An 18,635-nucleotide genomic window follows, 5' to 3' on the forward strand; every position below is an offset into this window, starting at 1 on the left:
CACATGAGGGCCGGTTCACGGGATCGATCCGGGCGATCCCGTGAACCGGCCCGTCCGTCAGGCCTCGGCCAGGGCCTCCACCGGAGGCGTCCTCACCGCCCGGCGCGCCGGGAACACGCTCGCCAGCAGGGCCGAGACGATCGCGATGGCCATGATCGCGCCGATGGTCGCCCAGTCGATCGGGAACGCCACCGTTCCGAAGCTGCCCGAGAACACGATGTAGGACCCGATCCAGCCGAACGCCGTGCCGGCGATCACGCCGACCACGCCGCTGACGATCGAGATGAGCAGCGCCTCGATGGCCAGCGACCGGCGCAGCTGCCCGCGCGTCATGCCGATGGCGCGCAGCGTGGCGGATTCGCGGGTGCGTTCGATCACCGACAGCGACAGCGTGTTCGCCACGCCGATCAGCGCGATGACCACGGCCACGGCGAGCAGCGCCACCAGCACCATCAACAGCATGTTGACCATTCCGTCCCACGAGACGCGCTCGGCGATCGAGCCGCCGACCGAGATGCCCGAATACGAGCCGAGCGCGGTCTGGATGTCGTCGATCACGTCGGCGGGCGTGACGGTGCCGTCGGTCTTGGCCCACACCTCATAGGAGTCCGCCGTGATGCCGGCGTGCTCCAGCGTCTCCGGGGGCACCAGGCCGTACAGGCCGTAGGCGGTGCTCACGCCGCGGAACGCCGCGGCCTGCACGGTCAGGTCGAGCGGCGTGCCGCCCGTGACGTTCCCCTGGTCGTCGTAGGTCGTCTTGAACTCGAGGTCGAGCCTCTCGCCGTCCTGCAGCCAATAGCCGTCGCCGTCGCCCGCGAGCGAGTCCGGCACCAGCAGCCGGTCCGCGGACAGCCCGTCGATCGCGTCGCCGTTCATGACGCGGCGGCCCTGCTCGGCGGTCAGTGCATAGACCTGGATGTTGCCGTAGCCCTCGTCGACGTGGCGCACCGCGTTGTTCGAGGCGACCAGCTCGGCGTCCTCGATGCCGGCGATGCCACGCACCTTGTCCAGCACGCCGCCGTCCACGCTCTCGCCGGAGATCTGGATGTCGACGCTGTAGCGCGAGTCGAGCTCGTCGGCGAGCGTCTGCCGGGCGCTGGCCGCGCCGGTGCCCAGCGTGGCGACCAGGGCGACGCCGATGAGCAGCGCGGTGCTGGTGGCGGCGACGCGCCGCGGGTTCTTCTGGATGTTCGCCGTGGCGATCGTCGAGGCCGGCCCGATGTGGGCGACCAGCGCGCCGACGCCTCGCAGCAGCAGCGGGACCCAGCGGTTCGCGCACAGCAGCAGGCCGAGGAAGAACACCATGACGCCGCCCATCGCGGCCAGCAGCACCAGCGACGCCGACTGCTCGGTCACCGAGCTCTGGTTGTGCACGTACCGCCAGGTGTCGGCCACGGTGAACGCGGTGACCAGCGCGCCGGCGACGATCAGCAGCAGGCTGACCACCAGCCGGGCCGTGCCGGACTTCCTCGCCTCGCTGATCTCCAACGGCTGCAGCGCCTCGAGCGGGGTCACCGCGGTGGCGGCGCGCGCCGAGCCCAGCGAGGCCAGCATCGTGACGACGGCGCCGAACGCGACCGGCACGAGCACCACCTGCGGCGTGACGATGGTCCGGAACTGGATGCCGGAGAGCTCGACGCCGGCCACGCCCAGGATCTGCATGATGCCGATGGACGCGCCGACCGCGACCAGCGAGGAGAACAGCCCGAGCAGCAGCGCCTCGAGGATGACGGAGCGGTACAGCTGGCCCTTCTTCGCGCCGATGGTGCGCAGCAGGGCGAGCGTGCGGCGGCGCTGCGCGACGAGCACCTGGAAGGTATTGGCGATCACGAGCGCGGCGACGAACATGGCGAGCACGCCGAACACGAGCATGAACGTGGTCATCATGTTGGTCTGGCCGCCACCCAGCCGTTCGAGCTGCCTGTCCTCGGTGGCGGCGCGGTTCATCGCCTCGAAGTGCGCGGGCAGCAGGGCGTTGACCTCGTCGATGACCTGCTCGTCGGTTTTGCCGGCCGGCGCGGCGATGTCGAGGTACAGCGCCTGGCAGTTGACGTCGTCGAATCCGGTGTCGGCGGGCAGGCCGAGCAGCCTGACCAGCGTGTCCTCGCTGACCACGGAGGCGCCGCCGTAGTAGGCGTAGGCGCCGCCCGGGTCGAGGCTCAGGCCGCTGACGGTCAGGTCGAGCGCATCGCCCTCGCCGGTGTATGCGGCGCTCACCGTGTCGCCGACGCCTACGCCGAGGCGCTGCGCCGTCGACCGCGGGATCACGATGTCGCCGTCCGAGGCCGGCCACGCGCCTTCGGCGAGGTCCACCGGCATCAGCGAGGACGGCTCGGCGTTCGCGATGACGATGCCGGTCGAGTGCGTGTCGCCGCTGGTGACCTCGATGCCGACGGTGACGTCGGGGCGCACGCCCCGGACGCCCTCGACCCGGCGCACCCGGTCGAGGTTGAGGTCGCCCACGGTGATCCCGTAGGCGGGGGCGTCGTCGTCGGAGGCCACCACCGCGTAGTTCGCGTCGCCGTACGACGCGGAGATCTGCTGGCGCATCGAGTGGTCCAGCGTGTTGCCGAACAGCAGCGTGCTGGCGATGAACATCGTGCCGATCAGGATCGCGATGCCCGCGGGCACCAGCATCTTCGCGCTTTTCTTCATGAGCTTGAGTGTTATCGACCACATGGGAAGTCCTTAGGGTTACGCGTGATATCCGGTTGGTTGTCGCCTCGGGTCACCGGCGGTGGCGGGCGCCGGCCGGGGCCGTGTGCGAGGCGGCGCGGGCCGTCTTGCCGGCGGGCAGCGGCACGATGCCCTGGACGCCCTGCGGCGACGCGGCCTGCAGCGTGGCGCGTTCGCGCTCCTGCATGAGCAGCTGGTTCATGCGTTCGGCGGTGGGGTCCGGCTCGTCGGCCACGATGCGGCCGTCGGCGAACACGATGGCGCGGTCCGCGTAGGAGGCGGCGACCGCGTCGTGCGTGACCATGATGATGGTCTGTCCGAGCTCCTTGACGGAGCGCTTGAGGAAGCTGAGCACCTCGGCGCTGGAGACCGAGTCGAGGTTGCCGGTGGGTTCGTCGGCGAACACCAGGCGCGGCTTGGCGATCAGCGCACGCGCGATGGCGACGCGCTGCTGCTGGCCGCCGGACAGCTCGTTGGGCCGGTGGTCGAGCCGCTGGCGCAGGCCCAGCGTGGCGACGAGCAGGTCGAACCACTCGCGGTCGGGCTTGGCACCGGCGAGCGTGAGCGGCATGAGGATGTTCTGCTCGGCGGTGAACATCGGCAGCAGGTTGAAGCTTTGGAAGATGAACCCGATGCTGGTGCGGCGCAGCATCGTCAGCTGGTTGTCGTTCATGGCGGTGATGTCGGCGCCGTCGAACATGATGCGGCCGCGGGTGGCGGAGTCCAGCCCGGCGAGCGTGTGCATCAGCGTGGACTTGCCCGAGCCCGACGGTCCCATGATCGCGGTGAACCGGCCCTGCTCGAACGCCACGTCGACGCCGCGCAGCGCGTGCACGGCGCCCTCGCCCCGTCCGTAGTCCTTGACTAGCCCGATCGCTTCGATTGCAGTGGTCATCTCGCACCTCGTGAATCCTTGGCGCCGGAACCCTTTCCCGGCTGTTACCCCCAACCTATCGGCGGGGCGCCGCGCGTCCCATCGTGCGCCGGGCGGACGCGGCGAGGGGCCGTCATCCTTGCGGATGACGGCCCCTCGCGTTGTCGGATGGGCGGGACCGGCCGGCGGACGCGGCCCGTCCCGAGGCCGCGGCTAGGCGCCGTGCCGCGCGCGCACCGCCGCGAACGCGCCGTCCAGGTCGGCGATGATGTCGTCGATGTGCTCAAGGCCGATCGACAGGCGGATGGTGCCCGGGTGGATCCCCTGCGCCTCGAGCTCCTCGGCGGTCTCCTGCGAGTGCGTGGTCGACGCGGGGTGGATGACCAGGCTCTTCGCGTCGGCCACGTTGGCCAGCAGGCTGAACAGGTGCAGGTTGTCGATGAACGTGCGGGCCGCGTCGCGGCCGCCGCGGATGTCGAAGGTGAAGATCGAGCCGCCGCCGTTCGGGAAGTACTTCAGGTAACGCTCGTGGTCGGCCCGCCCCTCGATGCTGGGATGCGAGACCGAGGCGACCTCCGGCACGCCCCTGAGGTATTCGACGACCCTGAGCGCGTTGCTCACGTGCCGTTCGACGCGCAGGCTCAGCGTCTCCACGCCCTGCAGCAGCAGGAACGCGGCGAAGGGCGAGAGCGTCGCGCCCGTGTCGCGCAACAGGACCGCCCGGATGCGGGTCACGAACGCGACCGGGCCGAGCGCCTCGTGGAAGCGCAGGCCGTGGTAGGAGGGGTCCGGCTCGGTGAGCGTAGGGAACCTGCCCGGCACCGCGGACCAGTCGAAGCTCCCGCCCTCGACGATGACGCCGCCGAGCGTGGTGCCGTGGCCGCCGATGAACTTGGTGGCCGATTCGACGACGACGTCCGCGCCGTGCTCCAGCGGGCGGAACAGGTAGGGGGTGGCGAAGGTGTTGTCGACGACGACCGGCAGCCGGTGGCGGTGCGCGATTTCGGCGAGCGCCTCGAAGTCGGGCAGGTCGGCGTTGGGGTTGCCGAAGGTCTCGAAGAAGACGAGCTTGGTGGTCTCGGTGATGGCGGCCTCCACGGCGTCGAGGTCGTCGACGTCGACGAAGGTGGTGGTCACCCCGTCGCGCGGCAGGGTGTGCCGCAGCAGGTTGTAGGTGCCGCCGTAGATGTTCTTCGACGCCACGATGTGGTCGCCCTGCTGGGTGATGTTGCGCACCGCGTATTCGACGGCCGCGGCGCCGGAGGCCACGGCGAGCGCCGCGGTGCCGCCTTCGAGGGCGGCGATGCGGCGTTCGAGCACGTCCTGCGTGCTGTTGGTCAGGCGGCCGTAGATGTTGCCTGGATCGGCGAGCCCGAACCGGGCCTCGGCGTGGTCGAAGTCGCGGAACACGTAGCTGGTGGTGGCGTAGATCGGCACCGCGCGGGCGTCGGTGGCGGGGTCGGGCTGCTCCTGCCCGACGTGCAGCTGCTGGGTTTCGAATCGGTAGTGGCGGTCGGTCGCGGTCATGGTCGTTCTCCTTGGCGTGGTGGGGTGTTCGTGGTTCGTTGCGTGACCTTCAGGGGTTGCTGCGGTTGCGCTGGTGGCGACTCTAGGCGCGCGGCGCCGGCGCCGGCAAGCCCCGCGCTATCGCCGTTGGTTATAACGGCTTAGCGGGGCGCGGCGCCGCAACGGCGGCGGGGGCGCGCGTGCGGGTCGCCGGCCGCGCCGCGACCGCGCGACACGCCGGGGCGATACCACCGTGTTGTCCGATATGCGGACAATGGGGGTCCGGGAGCCGGAGCGCGGGGCGCGCTTGTCTGCCGGACGGGTATTGTCATCTGGGACGGCACAAAAACGCTCTGACGAATCGAGGAACTATGAGCGATGTGAAACTGTACGACCGCGATCCGCACTACATCCCGCGCGTCGCCGCGGTCCACGACATGTGCGGCTATGGCAAGTGCTCGCTGACCGCCGCGATCCCGATCCTCTCGGCCGCCGGCTGCGACGTGTGCCCGGTGCCGACCGGCCTGTTCTCCTCGCACACCAAGTACCCGGTGTTCACCTTCCACGACACCACGGATATCCTCAACGACTATCTCGACGCCTGGGGCAGGATCGGCGTGGCGCTGGACGGCGTCTACAGCGGCTTCCTGGGCTCGGCCGACCAGGTGGCCCTGATCCAGCGCCTGTACCGCGAGTACCCGGACGCGCTGCGCCTGGTCGACCCGGTCATGGGCGACGGCGGCCAGATGTACCCGACGTACACGGACGAGCTGTGCCGGGCGATGGGCGCCCTGGCCGACGGCGCCGACGTGCTCATGCCGAACCTGACCGAGGCGAGCATCCTGACCGGCCGCGACTACCCGGGCCAGAACCTCGACGACGAGCAGGTGACGGACTGGCTGGACGCGCTGCTTGCGCTCGGCGCGAAGAACGTGGTGCTCAAGGGCATCGACCGCGGCGACGGCAAGCTGCGCAACTACGTGGCCAGCGCCGAGACCGGCGCCGAGAACCGCCAGGAGCACGCGCACGAGAAGCTGCCGTACATGATCCACGGCACAGGCGACGCGTTCGCCTCCGCGCTGTGCGGCGCGGTGATGGCGGGCAAGGGCCTGTCCGAGGCCGCGTACATCGCCGGCGAGTTCGTGCGCGATTCGATGGTCAGCACGCGCGACCAGCCCGATTTCGAGGAGCGCGGCGTGAGCTTCGAACTCAACCTGGGCGCGATGACCGCGCTGGTCGGCTGACAGCCGCGGCCGGCGGCCCGGCGTCTTCGGGCGGCGCGGGCCGTCCGGCACCTGCGAGGGGCGCGCGATCCGTGACGGGTCGCGCGCCCCTCGTCGCATCCGCACGCCCGGTCGTCCGGCGACGGCCGATATGCCGGGGATCCGGTCGCGTCCAACGGCGCCTCGGACTTGTCCACAACACGCCGGAACCGTTTCTCTGCGTCCACAACGCCGCACCCGCTGGCCGCGGACCGCCCGGCTCTGGTGCACTGGGATGCATGGACGCAGCATCTGGAATCATGATCGGCACCGACCCGCCGGGCGCGGGTCGCGGGCCTGAGTCTTTGGCCGCCATGGCGCGGCGCATGCGCGACGGCGCGTTGCGTCCCAAGGAACTGGGGACCTTGGGGGAACGCTACGCCGCCGCATGGCTGGAACGGCAAGGCTGGCGGATCCTCGACCGCAACTGGCGCAGCCGCTACGGCGAGCTGGACATCGTGGCGGCGACCCCGGAGCGGGTCGTCGCGTTCGTGGAGGTCAAGACGCGCCGCTCGCTGCGCTGCGGGCCGCCGCAGGAGGCCGTGGACCCGCGCAAGCGGGCCTGCCTGCGGCGGGCCGGCGCGCAGTGGCTGCTGCTGCCGGAGCACCGCCTGGCCCACCGCGGCGTGCGCTTCGACGTGGTCTCGATCCTCGTGCACGGCGGCGTGGTCCGCCTGCACCATATCCCGGAGGCGTTCTGATGGCCATCGGCGAGGCGCTGTCGGTCGGGCTCATCGGGTTGAAGGCGTTCACCGTCCAGGTGCAGGCGTTCATCTCCCCCGGCCTGCCGTATTTCTCGATCATCGGATTGCCGGACGCCTCGTTGTCGGAGGCGCGCGAGCGGGTCAGGTCCGCCTGCCAGGCGTGCGGGTTCTCCTGGCCGCAGACGCGGGTGACGGTCAATCTCTCCCCCGCGTCGATGCCCAAGCGCGGCTCGTCGCACGATCTGGCCATCGCCGCGTCGGTGCTGAGCGCGGCGGGCGCGATCCCGCACGACTGCCTCAGGGACGCGGTCGTGCTCGGCGAGCTCAACCTGGACGGCACGGTGCTGCCGGTCAACGGCGTGCTGCCGATCGTGTTGCACGCCCGCGAGCGCGGCATCCGCCGGGTGTACGTGCCCCACGCCAACCTGGACGAGGCCCGGCTGGTCGGCGGCCCGGACATCGTCGCTCTGCGGCACGTGGGCGAGCTGATCGACATGATGGGCGGGCACGCGCGGTTCGCGCCGCCCGACCGGCCGGCGGCGCACGCCCCGGTCCCGACCGAGGCCGCCGCCCCGCCGCCGCTGGGCGACATCGGCGACGTCGTGGGCCAGGACCATGCCAAGCGCGCGATGCAGATCGCCGCGGCCGGAGGCCACCACCTGCTGCTGGTCGGCCCTCCGGGGTCGGGCAAGACGATGCTCGCCTCCCGCATGCCCGGCATCATGTGCCCGCTGAACGAGGCCGAGCAGCTGGAGGTCGCCTCGATCCGATCCCTGTGCGGCATCCTGCCCCAGTACGGCATCAGCGACGTCCCGCCCTTCGAGGCGCCGCACCACACGGCGTCGACGGCCGCGCTGGTCGGCGGCGGGTCGGGCATCGCCCAGCCGGGCGCCGTCTCGCGCGCGCATCGGGGGCTGTTGTTCATGGACGAGGCGCCCGAGTTCTCCGCCCGGGCGCTGCAGACGCTGCGCGAGCCGTTGGAATCGGGGTTCGTCGCGCTGTCGCGCTCGCGCGGCACGACCTACTATCCGGCGCGTTTCCAGCTCGTCATGGCGGCGAACCCGTGCCCGTGCGGGCTGAGCTACGGCACCGGCGAGCGCTGCACCTGCCGGGAACGCGACCGCGTCCGCTATTTCTCCCGGCTCTCCGGACCCATCCTCGACCGCATCGACATCCAGGTGGAGGTGCCGCCCGTCGCCGCCATCCCCTCCGGGGACCTGGGCGCGCGGCAGACCAGCCGCGACGTCCGGCTGCGGGTCATCGAGGCGCGGGGCGCGGCGCAGGAGCGGTTCGCCGGGCACGGCTGGGACTGCAACGCGCAGGCCTCCGGCCAGTGGCTGCGCGAGCACACCGCGCCCGCCGCCCTGGCGATCGTCAACCGGGCGCTGGCCCGGGAGCGGCTCAGCCTGCGCGGCGCCGACCGCGCGCTGCGGCTGGCCTGGACTCTGGCCGACCTGGACGGCCGCGACTCGCCCGGCCGCGAGGACATGCTGTGCGGCATCGCCCTGCGCACCCGGGTGGCCTGAGCCATGTTCCGCCGCCCATCCGATATCCCATATCCATCCGATGCCGGCGCCGCCGGCCACACCCAAGGAGCGACGATGACCACCACCCACTCCCCCGCACCGGTCCCGGACGGCGACACCGTGGCCCGGGCCGCGCTGGCGTTCCTGTGCGACGGGTCCGACGCGCGCATGCACGCCCTGCTCATGGGCGTCGGCGACGCCGATGACGCGCTGCGGCTGCTCTTCGCGATGGCGCGCGACACGACCGGCCGAAGCGTCGAGGCCGACCGGCTGTTCGCCGCCGGCGCCGCGCGCTGGGGCCGCACGGTGAGCCCCAAGGCCATGGCGTCCTTCCATCATGCGCTCGAACGGTGGCTGCACCGGGTCCGGCGATTGCCGTCGGCCGACATGGGCTCGCTGGCAGCGTGGCTCTGCCGGGACGGCGAGCAGTGGATCATCGCGCCGCACAGCCCCTGCTGGCCCCATCAGCTCGACGACCTGGCCACGCATGCCGACTGGGCGCCGCCGTTGTGCCTGTGGGGTCGCGGCGCTCCCGGGGCGCTCGTCGGCTGCCCGCGGCCGATCGCCATCGTCGGTTCGCGCGCGGCGGACGAATACGGCATCCGCATCGCACGCGATCTGGCGGCGCAGGCCGCGCAGGACGGCCATCTGGTCGTCTCGGGAGGGGCGATGGGCGTCGACGCCGCGGCGCACTGGGGCGCGCTGTCCGCGGGCGCCGGCGACGTAGGGCATGGCGGGGCGGGCGCCACCGTGGCCGTGTTCGCCGGCGGACTCGACCATGCCGGGCCACGCAGCAACCAGCGGCTGTTCGAGACGATCGGGGAACGGGGCGGGGCCCTGGTCAGCGAACTGTGCCCCGGCACGGTGCCCGAGGCCGGGCGGTTCCTGCTGCGCAACCGGCTGATCGCGGCGCTGGCGTCCACCGTGGTCGTGACGCAGGCGCGGATCCGGTCGGGCGCGCTGAGCACCGCCAGGCACGCCGGCGAACTCAACCGCGTCGTCTATGCGGTCCCCGGCGACATCACCGCCGCGCGCAATGCCGGGTGCAACCGGCTCGTCCACGACGGCGAGGCCATCATCATCACGACCGTCGACTGCATCGCGGAGATCTGCCATGAGGCCCATCCCGGCGGCTGCGGTCCGGACCGCGCCGAGCCGGGCGGCACCGATCCGGGCGACGCCGGCCGGTGCGGCGACGACCGGTGCAACGATGACCGGTGCAACGTCAATCCGAACAACGCCAGCCCGAACGGCATCAGCCCGAACGGCACCGGCTCGGATGACGCCGTCCCAGGCGGCGATGTCCCGGACGGCGATGGCACGTCAAGTAACGGCAACACGTCAGGCAGCGACGGTGCGGACGCCGACGCGCGAATCGTCCTCGACGCCGTCCGCGCCTGCCGCCGCGCCCGCACACCGGCGACGGCGGACGGCATCATCGCCGCCATCGGCGCCGCGCACCCGGACCGGCATGTCACGATCGACGGCACGCTCGCCAGGCTCGCCGAACTCGAACTGCGCGGCGCGGTCGACTGCGAGGCCGGGTGCTACGCCATCGCGCGCCGCCGACGGCGCCGCACGGGCAATGAAAACGACTCGGGCTAAACCGTCCCGGCATCGATTCCGATGACGGCGCCGCACCGGCGACAGCCGCAGGCCGGCGCGGCTTCGGCGGCGGCGGCCGCAGGTCGAGTGTGACCGGCGACGACGGCACGGCGGCCCCGATGACGACGGACCGCACCGAACGACGACAACGAAGATCGAGCATGGCTTCGGCGACGACGGCGCGCCGGCCCGGATGACGGCGAGCCGCACCGGACGACGGCAACGGGTCGGGCGTGACCGGCGAGGGACGGCTCACGCCCGCCACTGGCAGCGGCCCAGGTCCACGCGCCATCCGTCGGCGCCGGCGTTGGCGGACCCCGCGGGCGGCGGCACGAACGCGACGCCCTCCTCCTCGAGCAGCTGGCGCTGCCGCTCGTCGCCGCCGAACGCGAACCCGGGGGCCAGGGACCCGTCGCGGAACACCACGCGATGGCAGGGAATCACCCCCGGTTCGGGATTGGCGTGCAGCGCGAACCCCACGAACCGCGCGTTGCGCGGGCTGCCGGCGAGCGCCGCCACCTGCCCGTACGTCGCCACCTTGCCGCGCGGGATCCGCTTGACGACCTCATACACGCGGGCGCTGAACGGGGTCCGGTCGCGCGCGCCGCACCGGCCGGAAGGGGCACCCTGCGGGGCCGCGGCCCCGAACGACTCACTCATGCCTCCATTATTACCGCCGTTGTGCGAGAATCAAGACTATGAGTCCGAAGCATGTCGAAGCAATGTATGATGCCGTGATCATCGGCGCCGGCGCGGCGGGACTGTCCGCGGCGCTGGGTCTGGTCCGCTCCCCCCGGTTCGAGCAGGCCAAGGCGGAAGGCCGCGACCCGAGCATCCTGGTGATCTCCAAACTGCAGCCGCTGCGCTCCCACACCGGCTCCGCCGAGGGCGGCATCGCCGCGAGCCTGGGCAACGTCGAGCACGACGACTGGCACTGGCACTACTACGACACGGTCAAGGGCGGCGACTGGCTGGTCGACCAGGACGCGGCGAAGCTGCTCGCCCAGGACGCCCCGGCCACGGTCATCAACCTGGAGCGCTCCGGGGTCGTGTTCTCGCGCACCGAGGACGGCCGCATCGCCCAGCGCCGCTTCGGCGGGCACACCGCCGACTTCGGCAGGCAGCCGGTCAGGCGAGCCGCCTACGCGGCCGACCGCGTCGGCCACCAGATCCTGCATGCGCTGTGGCAGCAGTGCGTGGCCGAGGGCATCGAGTTCGCCGAGGAATGGTACGTCACCGACCTGGTGCTCGACGAGGGGCGCACGCGGGTCGAGGGCGTGGTCGCCTTCGACACCCACACCGGCGAGGTCCACGCCGTGCACGCCCGCAACGTCATGATGGCCACCGGCGGCGCCGGCCGGCTGTTCCACACGACCTCGAACTCCTGGGACCTGACCGGCGACGGCATGGCGCTGGCCCTGGACGCCGGCCTGCAGCTCGAGGACGTCGAATTCGTGCAGTTCCACCCCACCGGGCTGGCGCACACCGGCATCCTGCTGTCGGAGGCCGCCCGCGCCGAGGGCGGCGTGCTGCGCAACGCGGACGGCGAGGCGTTCATGGAACGCTATGCGCCGGGCCATGCCGACCTGGCGGCGCGCGACGTGGTCAGCCGCGCCATCCGCGCGGAGACCGACGCCGGCCGCGGCGTGGCCGACCCGAAGGATCCGGACGGCCGCAGGGACTGCGTGTGGCTGGACATGACCGGCATCGACGCCGACCACATGGCCGAGGTGCTCCCGCAGGTGGTCGAGACCATCCGCAAGTACGCGGACCTCGACCCGACGAAGGACTACGTGCCGGTCAAACCGACCGCGCACTACACGATGGGCGGCATCCCCGTGACGACCGACGGCGAGGCGTACCGCTGGATCGACGGCGGCCGCCGGATCGTCGACGGCCTGTTCGCCGCCGGCGAGTGCTCCTGCGTCTCCGTGCACGGCGCGAACCGCCTGGGCGGCAACTCGCTGCTCGACGCCTGCCTGTTCGGCACGCGCGCCGGCGAGGCACTGGCGGCGCGCATCGCCGACGCCGCCACGGCCAAGAAAACCGCCGACGCCGGGACCGACGCCGCCGATCGCGTCGAGGCCGCGGCCGACGCCCGCACGGCCGAGGTCAAACGGCTGCTGGCGCAGGCCGCCTCCGCCGCCCCGACCGGCGACGCCGACGACGCTCCGGCCGACGACGCCGACACCGCCACGGACGACAACGCATACCGGCTGATGGCCGATCTGGGGACCACGATGGAGCAGGCCGTCGCCGTGCGCTGCGACGGGCGAAGCATCGACGAGGCGCTCGAGGCCATCGCCGCGGATCTCGCGCCCCGGGCCTCGGCGCTGCACCCGCACAGCGACAGCCCGGCGTTCAACCAGGAGCTGACCGCCATCTGGGAGGCCCGCCATCTGACCGAGCTGGGCCGGACGATGCTGCTCGCCTGCCGTTCGCGCCGCGAGTCCCGCGGCTCGCTGTACCGCACGGACTTCCCCGAACGCGACGACGAGCGCTTCCTGGCGCATTCGATGACCGACGCCGACGCCGCGATCGCCTGGCAGCCGGTGCACATCGACGACATGCCGCCGCAGGCGCGCACCTACTGACCGGCGGGGCACGGGATATGGCAAACTATATGACGGTTTCAGCAGGAAAGGCGGATGAATGAGCGGCGGTATCGACAACGGCATGACGACGGTGACGCTGCGCGTGCATCGGTTCACGCCACGTCAGGAGCGTGAGCGCGACCGCGCCCGCGGCGGCAGCCCCTTCGCGAAGAAGAGCTCGCCGTTCGGCGGCGGCGCGGCGCGGCGGCGCCCGCGCGGCAAGCAGTGGGTGCAGGAGTACACGCTGCCCGCCTCCCCCCAGGACACGGTGCTCGACTGCCTGCTGGCGATCAAGCGCGGGGTCGACCCCACGCTGGCGTTCCGCTATTCCTGCGGGCACGGCATGTGCGGCTCCGACGCGGTCGCCATCAACGGCACGCCGACGCTGCTGTGCACGGCGACGGTGAAGGATTGGGCCCGCCGTCCCGGCGCGGCCGCGACGGCCGACGACGAGGGCTTCCGCAGGACCGGCGACGCCGCCGAAGCCGGTTCCCCGGCGCCCGAGGCCGAGGGACCCGAGCCGGACGGCGCGCAGGATGCCGTCGGGGCCGACGGATCGCTCGGCGTCATCGAGCTGTCCGCGCTGCCGGGCTTCCCCGTGCAGCGCGATCTGATCGCCGACATCGACCCGATGCTCGACCAGATCCGCAAGCTCAAGCCGTATCTCCAGGCGGACGGCGTGCTGGCCACCACGGCCGAAGGCAAGGTCGACGTGTTCGAATACCTGCAACGCCCCGAGCAGCTCGCCAGGTACGAGATGCTGAGCAACTGCATCGCCTGCGGCGTGTGCGAGGGCAGCTGCCCGGTGTTCGCCGGCGGCGACGCGTTCATCGGCCCGGCCGCGCTGATCACCGCCTCCCGGTTCATCAACGATTCGCGCGACACCGCCACGGAAGCGCGTCTGGACGCCATCGACACCGCGGACGGCATCGCGGCGTGCCAGTCGGTGCGCGCCTGCAGCCGCGAATGCCCGCGCGGCATCGACGTGGGCGAGGAGATCTGGCAGCTGATCGCGCAGGTCAAGGAACGCTGACCCCCGCGGCCCCGCGCAGCAGCGCGGCCGCCCCTATGACAAGGCAGGAACGATGAACAAGACGTCATACACGAATCTGGCCAAGACCTGGGAATACGTCGAGGACCGGGCGTTCGCCCGGCAGTCCCCCGACCTCAACGAGGCGCGGCAGGCCGCCGAACGCAACGGCGTGCCGCAGGGCTCGGCGGCCCAGGCCGAACTGCTGTCGCTGCTGGTGCGCATGCTCGGCGCCTCCTCGGTGATCGCGGTCGGCACCGGCTCGGTGGTGGAGACGCTGCAGCTCATCAACGGCCTGAACGGCGCGGGGCAGCTCACCGCGGTCGATTCGTCGGCCCAGGGCATCGCCATCATCCGCAGGCTGTTCGCGACGCTGTCCGACCGCACGCAGACCACGCTGCGCGCCGTGAACGCGCCGGTGGGCACGTTCCTGCCCCGTCTGAACGCCGGCGACTACGACCTGATCGTCGTGGCCGGCGACGCGAGCAACTACGCCGCGACCTTCGAACAGGCCCCGCACCTGCTCGGCGAGCACGGCGTCATCGTGTTCACCGACATGATGGCGCTCGAGGACCCCGACGCCAACGGCGGCGTCATGAATCCCGCCGACCGCGGCGACAAGGCCGTGGCGATGCGCGAGTTCCTCGACGTGGTGCAGTCCGACGAGCGCTTCGACACGGCGCTCACCCCGTCCGGCACCGGCCTGCTCGTCGCGCTCAAGCGCTGACGGCCACGGCGACGGCCTCGTCCGGGTCGTCGGTCAGCGTCACCAGCGCGGGGTCCAGCGCCGAGATCATGCCGCGCCGCGCCACGGTGCCGTCGATCCAGTCGAGCAGCCCCCGCCAGTACGCGGTGCCGAACAGCGCGATCGGCGTCGACGCCACCTTGTGGGTCTGCACCAGCGTCAGCAGCTCGAACATCTCGTCGAGCGTGCCGAACCCGCCCGGGCAGATGATGGCGCCGGACGAGTATTTGACGAACATCGTCTTGCGCACGAAGAAATACCGGAAGCTCATGCCCAGGTTCACCCAGGCGTTGATGTCCTGCTCGTGCGGCAGCTCGATGCCCAGCCCGACCGACGTGCCGCCCGCCAGCGCGGCCCCCTTGTTGGCGGCCTCCATGATGCCCGGCCCGCCGCCGGTGATCACGGCGTAGCCCAGCTCCGCCAGGCGGCGGCCCATGTGCTCGGCCGCCCGGTAGTCCTCGTCGTCGCGGGCGACGCGGGCCGAGCCGAACACCGACACGGCCGGCCCCAGCTCGGCCAGGGCGCCGAATCCGTCGACGAACTCCGCCTGGATGCGCAGCACGCGCCACGGGTCCATGTGCAGCCAGTCGGTGGACTGCTCCGGCCGGAGCAGGTTGGCGGTGGTGCTATTGCGCGGGATCTTCGAGCCGCGCAGGATCACCGGACCTTGCCGGTAGGTGCGCGTGAAGGGCGGCAGCTCGCCGGCCCCGGCGCCGGCGTCGATGGTCGGCCGGGGCACGAAGTCCTCCAGCGGGCCGGCGGCCGGCACGGCGGACAGGTCCGATGCATCCGATGTGTCCGACGTGGCCGACGCGTCAGGGACATCCGACGCGCCGCATGCGTCCGTCGTATCCGCCGCAGCCGGCGTACCAAGCACGTCCGGCACGCCATGCATATCCGGGGCCTCGCGCGAGCACGGCGCGTCCGGCGCGCCGGATGCCGGCCGGGCCTTGCCCTCCGGCGTCGTCACCGGGCGCCCGGCATCGCCGGCGGGTTCAAGGGGTTCGTTCACGATCGGTCCTTTCCGTTGCGCGGACGGCGGGCGAAGCGGTGCACCACGGTGAGGGTGCCGTCGGCCAGCCGGCCGCGCCGTTCGCCGTCGTCCGCCTCCGCATCGGCATCGTCGTCGGCGGGTCGCGCGGCCCCGGGCGCCGCCTCCCGTTCGTAGCGCCGGGACTGACGGCTGAGCAGCACGCCGGAGACGGCCGCCGCGATCAGCGAGGCGAGCAGCACGCCGAAGCGGCTCTCCGCGGACAGCTCGGCGTCCGCATAGGCCAGCGATGCGATGAGCAGCGACACCGTGAACCCGATGCCGCAGGCGCAGGCCGCGGGGAACATGTCGCGCACGCGCAGCCCGCGGGGCATGCTCAGGCCGCACAGATGCGTGGTCACCCAGGCGGTGGCCATGATGCCCAGCGGCTTGCCGGCCACGAGCGCGACCACGATGCCGACGACGACCGGCGAGACGAACAGCGCCGGGCTCAGCGTCTCGAAGTGCACGCCGGTGGCGAACAGCGCGAACACCGGCAGCGCGAGCAGCGACGAGAACGGCTGCAGCTTGTCGCGGTAGCGTTCGGCGCGCGGCGACAGCTCGCCGTGGATCTCGCGCGACGGCGTCAGCAGGCCCACCAGCACGCCGGCGAGCGTCGGGTGCACGCCGGCCTCGAACATCATCACCCACGCCAGGATGCCGACGACGGCCACCGCCGGCCACGGCACCCGCTTGAGGCGCACCAGCCAGGCCCAGGCCACGGCGCACGCCGCGATGCCGAGGAACCAGTACCAGGCGTTCAGCGACGAGAAGAACACGGCGATCAGGATGATCGCCAGCAGGTCGTCCACCGTGGCCAGCGTCATCAGGAACGCCCGGATCGAGCCGGGCAGCGCCTTGGCGAACAGCGCGAGCACGGCCAGCGAGAAGGCGATGTCGGTGGCCGTGGGGATCGCCCAGCCCTGCGCGATCGCGTCCGCCGGGTACGCGGCGCCCGAGGCGATCATGGCCTGTCCGGGCGCGGGCGGGGCGAACATCGAGAACAGCTGCGTGACGGCGAGGAACAGCGCCGGCGGCACGAGCATGCCTCCCACCGCGCACAGCATCGGCACGGCGGCGGCCTTCGGATTGGCCAGAGAGCCCGTGGTCAGCTCCTGCTTGAGGTCCAGGCCCACGGTCAGGAAGAAGACGGTGAGCAGGCCGTCCTGCGCCCACTCGCCGATCGGCAGGTCGATGTTCGTGCCCGGTATGCCTATCGAGGTCTCCGCGACCTGCTCGAACAGGTGCGCGGTCATCGGCAGGTTCGCCAGCAGCAGGCCGAGGAACGCGCAGCCGAGCATGATCAGGCCGGAGATGCGGTCGGATGCTGCGATGCGACGAACCGTTGCCCATACGCTGCGTTCCGCCATCTCCACTCCGTTTCCCTCGGCCGGCATCGACTCCGTACCATTGTACCGACCGGCCGGGCCGCCGGGCGGGATGTCCGGCTCGTGGACCGGCCCGCAGCGTCGCGGATCGGGCGCGCGGCGGCGGGCCGGGGGCTCGGGGGCGTTCAGCGCGCGGCCAGGGCGTCGGCGACCTGCCCCAGCGCGCGCTCCAGCAGCGGGCGCGGGCAAGCGAGGTTCACGCGTTCGAAGCCGCAGCCGGCCGCGCCGAAGATCTCCCCCTCGTCGAAGTACACGCGGGCCTTGTCGCGCATGAACGCGCGCATCTCGTCCGCGTCCGCGAAGCCGAGGTCGCGCAGGTCCACCCACCCCAGGTAGGTGCCCTCGGGCTCGATCAGCGTGGCGCCGTCGAGCGACGCGGCGAACTCGCGCAGCACGCCGAGGTTGCCCTCGAGCACGTGCAGCAGCTCGTCCAGCCAGGGCTCGGCGTGTTCGTATGCGGCCTGGCAGGCGACCAGGCCGAAGTGGCTGACGGTCAGTCCGGCGATGTTCTCGGCGGCCACGTCGAAGGCGCGCTTGAGCTCCGGGTTCGGGACGATCACGTTCGAGCACAGCAGACCGGCGAGGTTGAAGGTCTTGGTCGGGGCGGTGAACTCCATGCAGTGCATCGCGTAGCGCTCCCCCAGCGTCGAGAACATCGTCACCTTGTGGCCGGGGTGTTCGAAGTCGGCGTGGATCTCGTCGGAGAGGATCGTCACGCCGTGCTCGATGCAGATGTCGCCGATGCGGCGCAGCTCGTCGGCGCTCCACACGCGGCCGACCGGGTTGTGCGGGTTGCACAGCATGATGGCGGTGCAGCGCGGGTCGCTGGCCTTGGCCTCCAGGTCGTCGTAGTCCATGACGTAGCGGCCGTCCTCGCCGAGCACCAGCGTGTTGTCGAGCAGCGTCAGGCCGTTGTTGCGCGCCGCGGCCACGAACGGCGGGTAGGCGGGGCTCTGCACGATGACGCTGTCGCCGGGGTGGGTGACGGCGCGCAGGGCGGTGTTGACCGCGGGCATCACGCCGTCGGACAGGCTGACCCATGCGGGGTCGACCTCGAGGCCGTGGCGGCGGCGCATCCAGCCGACCAGCGCCGCGAAGTACCCGTCGGTGGCGTAGTCGTATCCGAAGATGTCGTTCCGGGCCGAGCGGACCAGCGCGTCGACGATCTCCGGGGCCGGCTTGAACTCCATGTCGGCCACGGACAGGGCGATCACGTCCTCGTTGCCCGGGCCCATGTCCTGCTCGATCATATGCCACTTCGACGAGGTCGTGCCCCTGCGGTCCACCAGCGTGCTGAAATCGTACATACGGTTCTCCTTGTATCTTCGCTGAAAGCCGAAACGCAAACGTTAACAGGATACCCCCGCCGGGCGGGCGGCCGCATGGCGTCGGGCCGAAGGCGACACGCCGGGGGCCGCCGCGGACTTCGGGGGATGGTTTGCGCACTTCGGCGGCGTCGAGCCGTTCCCCGCGGACCATCCCCCGAAGTCCGCGGCGCCGGCGGGCGTGTCGCAAGGGGATTTTTCGACCCAAACCGGCGTCGTATGTGCGAATACCATAACAATGCCATACGGGCTCTTCCGGTTTTCGTGTGTGTGATGGGAGAGCCGTGGGGCATCATGGTTGGTTGTGAAGAAGATAACCGAAGATGTCTCACGGCCTGTACGCGAGTTTAACAGGTTCGACGGGGATGCG

General features: G+C 71.6%; 14 protein-coding genes. 7 read left to right on the forward strand and 7 right to left on the reverse strand.

Translation table 11 applies throughout. The features are described from left to right. Positions 1 to 57: 57 nt before the first annotated feature. From KIH73_RS01205 to KIH73_RS01215, 3 genes are all read right to left on the reverse strand, one after another. Positions 58 to 2,679 (reverse strand): ABC transporter permease, encoded by a 2,622-nt coding sequence (locus tag KIH73_RS01205; RefSeq protein ID WP_219079687.1) that lies wholly within the window; start codon positions 2,677 to 2,679, stop codon positions 58 to 60. Between the two features lie 49 nt (positions 2,680 to 2,728). Then, positions 2,729 to 3,571, reverse strand: coding sequence for an ABC transporter ATP-binding protein (locus tag KIH73_RS01210; RefSeq protein WP_219079688.1), 843 nt, complete (start codon positions 3,569 to 3,571; stop codon positions 2,729 to 2,731). 192 nt (positions 3,572 to 3,763) lie between these two features. Further along, a complete protein-coding gene (locus KIH73_RS01215) occupies positions 3,764 to 5,077 on the reverse strand; it encodes an O-acetylhomoserine aminocarboxypropyltransferase/cysteine synthase family protein (RefSeq protein WP_219079689.1) in 1,314 nt (437 codons plus the stop codon). A gap of 350 nt (positions 5,078 to 5,427) precedes the next feature. On the opposite strand from KIH73_RS01215, the gene KIH73_RS01220 reads away from it, so the two are divergent. The 4 genes from KIH73_RS01220 (at position 5,428) to KIH73_RS01235 (ending at position 10,153) form a co-directional block, all read left to right on the forward strand. Continuing rightward, positions 5,428 to 6,300: a bifunctional hydroxymethylpyrimidine kinase/phosphomethylpyrimidine kinase gene (locus KIH73_RS01220; RefSeq protein ID WP_219079690.1), complete on the forward strand. Its 873-nt coding sequence runs from the start codon at positions 5,428 to 5,430 to the stop codon at positions 6,298 to 6,300. A gap of 278 nt (positions 6,301 to 6,578) precedes the next feature. Next, the gene (locus KIH73_RS01225) at positions 6,579 to 7,019 is read left to right on the forward strand and encodes a YraN family protein (protein ID WP_338023918.1); all 441 of its coding nucleotides are present in this window, start codon (positions 6,579 to 6,581) and stop codon (positions 7,017 to 7,019) included. Beyond that, positions 7,019 to 8,548 (forward strand): YifB family Mg chelatase-like AAA ATPase, encoded by a 1,530-nt coding sequence (locus tag KIH73_RS01230; RefSeq protein WP_219079692.1) that lies wholly within the window; start codon positions 7,019 to 7,021, stop codon positions 8,546 to 8,548. Before KIH73_RS01225 ends, KIH73_RS01230 begins: the two co-directional genes overlap by 1 nt. Positions 8,549 to 8,623: 75 nt before the next feature. Continuing rightward, positions 8,624 to 10,153 carry a DNA-processing protein DprA gene (locus KIH73_RS01235; protein ID WP_219079694.1) on the forward strand — a complete coding sequence of 510 codons (1,530 nt, stop codon included), beginning with the start codon at positions 8,624 to 8,626 and terminating at the stop codon, positions 10,151 to 10,153. 252 nt (positions 10,154 to 10,405) lie between these two features. Here the strand turns inward: KIH73_RS01235 and KIH73_RS01240 are convergent, their stop codons facing one another. Beyond that, positions 10,406 to 10,813, reverse strand: coding sequence for an MGMT family protein (locus KIH73_RS01240; RefSeq protein WP_219079696.1), 408 nt, complete (start codon positions 10,811 to 10,813; stop codon positions 10,406 to 10,408). Positions 10,814 to 10,851: 38 nt separating this feature from the next. Between KIH73_RS01240 and KIH73_RS01245 the strand changes: the two genes are divergently transcribed. Genes KIH73_RS01245 through KIH73_RS01255 form a run of 3 tightly spaced genes read left to right on the forward strand, consistent with a single transcriptional unit; the run spans position 10,852 to position 14,504 of the window. Beyond that, positions 10,852 to 12,747, forward strand: coding sequence for an FAD-binding protein (locus tag KIH73_RS01245; protein WP_219079698.1), 1,896 nt, complete (start codon positions 10,852 to 10,854; stop codon positions 12,745 to 12,747). A gap of 58 nt (positions 12,748 to 12,805) precedes the next feature. Continuing rightward, a complete protein-coding gene (locus tag KIH73_RS01250; protein WP_219079699.1) occupies positions 12,806 to 13,780 on the forward strand; it encodes a succinate dehydrogenase/fumarate reductase iron-sulfur subunit in 975 nt (324 codons plus the stop codon). A gap of 52 nt (positions 13,781 to 13,832) precedes the next feature. Beyond that, positions 13,833 to 14,504, forward strand: coding sequence for an O-methyltransferase (locus tag KIH73_RS01255; RefSeq protein WP_219079701.1), 672 nt, complete (start codon positions 13,833 to 13,835; stop codon positions 14,502 to 14,504). Here the strand turns inward: KIH73_RS01255 and KIH73_RS01260 are convergent. The 3 genes from KIH73_RS01260 to KIH73_RS01270 all read right to left on the reverse strand — a co-directional run bounded on the left by KIH73_RS01260 (position 14,494) and on the right by KIH73_RS01270 (position 18,247). Beyond that, positions 14,494 to 15,261 (reverse strand): LOG family protein, encoded by a 768-nt coding sequence (locus tag KIH73_RS01260; RefSeq protein WP_338023919.1) that lies wholly within the window; start codon positions 15,259 to 15,261, stop codon positions 14,494 to 14,496. The two genes, KIH73_RS01255 and KIH73_RS01260, sit on opposite strands and share 11 nt — an antisense overlap. Before the next feature lie 269 nt (positions 15,262 to 15,530). After that, on the reverse strand, positions 15,531 to 16,922 hold the full coding sequence (locus KIH73_RS01265) for a Na+/H+ antiporter NhaA (protein WP_219079703.1): 1,392 nt from the start codon (positions 16,920 to 16,922) through the stop codon (positions 15,531 to 15,533). 143 nt (positions 16,923 to 17,065) lie between these two features. After that, positions 17,066 to 18,247 carry a MalY/PatB family protein gene (locus KIH73_RS01270; RefSeq protein WP_219079705.1) on the reverse strand — a complete coding sequence of 394 codons (1,182 nt, stop codon included), beginning with the start codon at positions 18,245 to 18,247 and terminating at the stop codon, positions 17,066 to 17,068. Positions 18,248 to 18,635 lie beyond the last annotated feature (388 nt).

Origin of the sequence: Bifidobacterium phasiani, assembly GCF_019331775.1 — a bacterium.
Lineage (GTDB): Bacteria > Actinomycetota > Actinomycetes > Actinomycetales > Bifidobacteriaceae > Bifidobacterium > Bifidobacterium phasiani.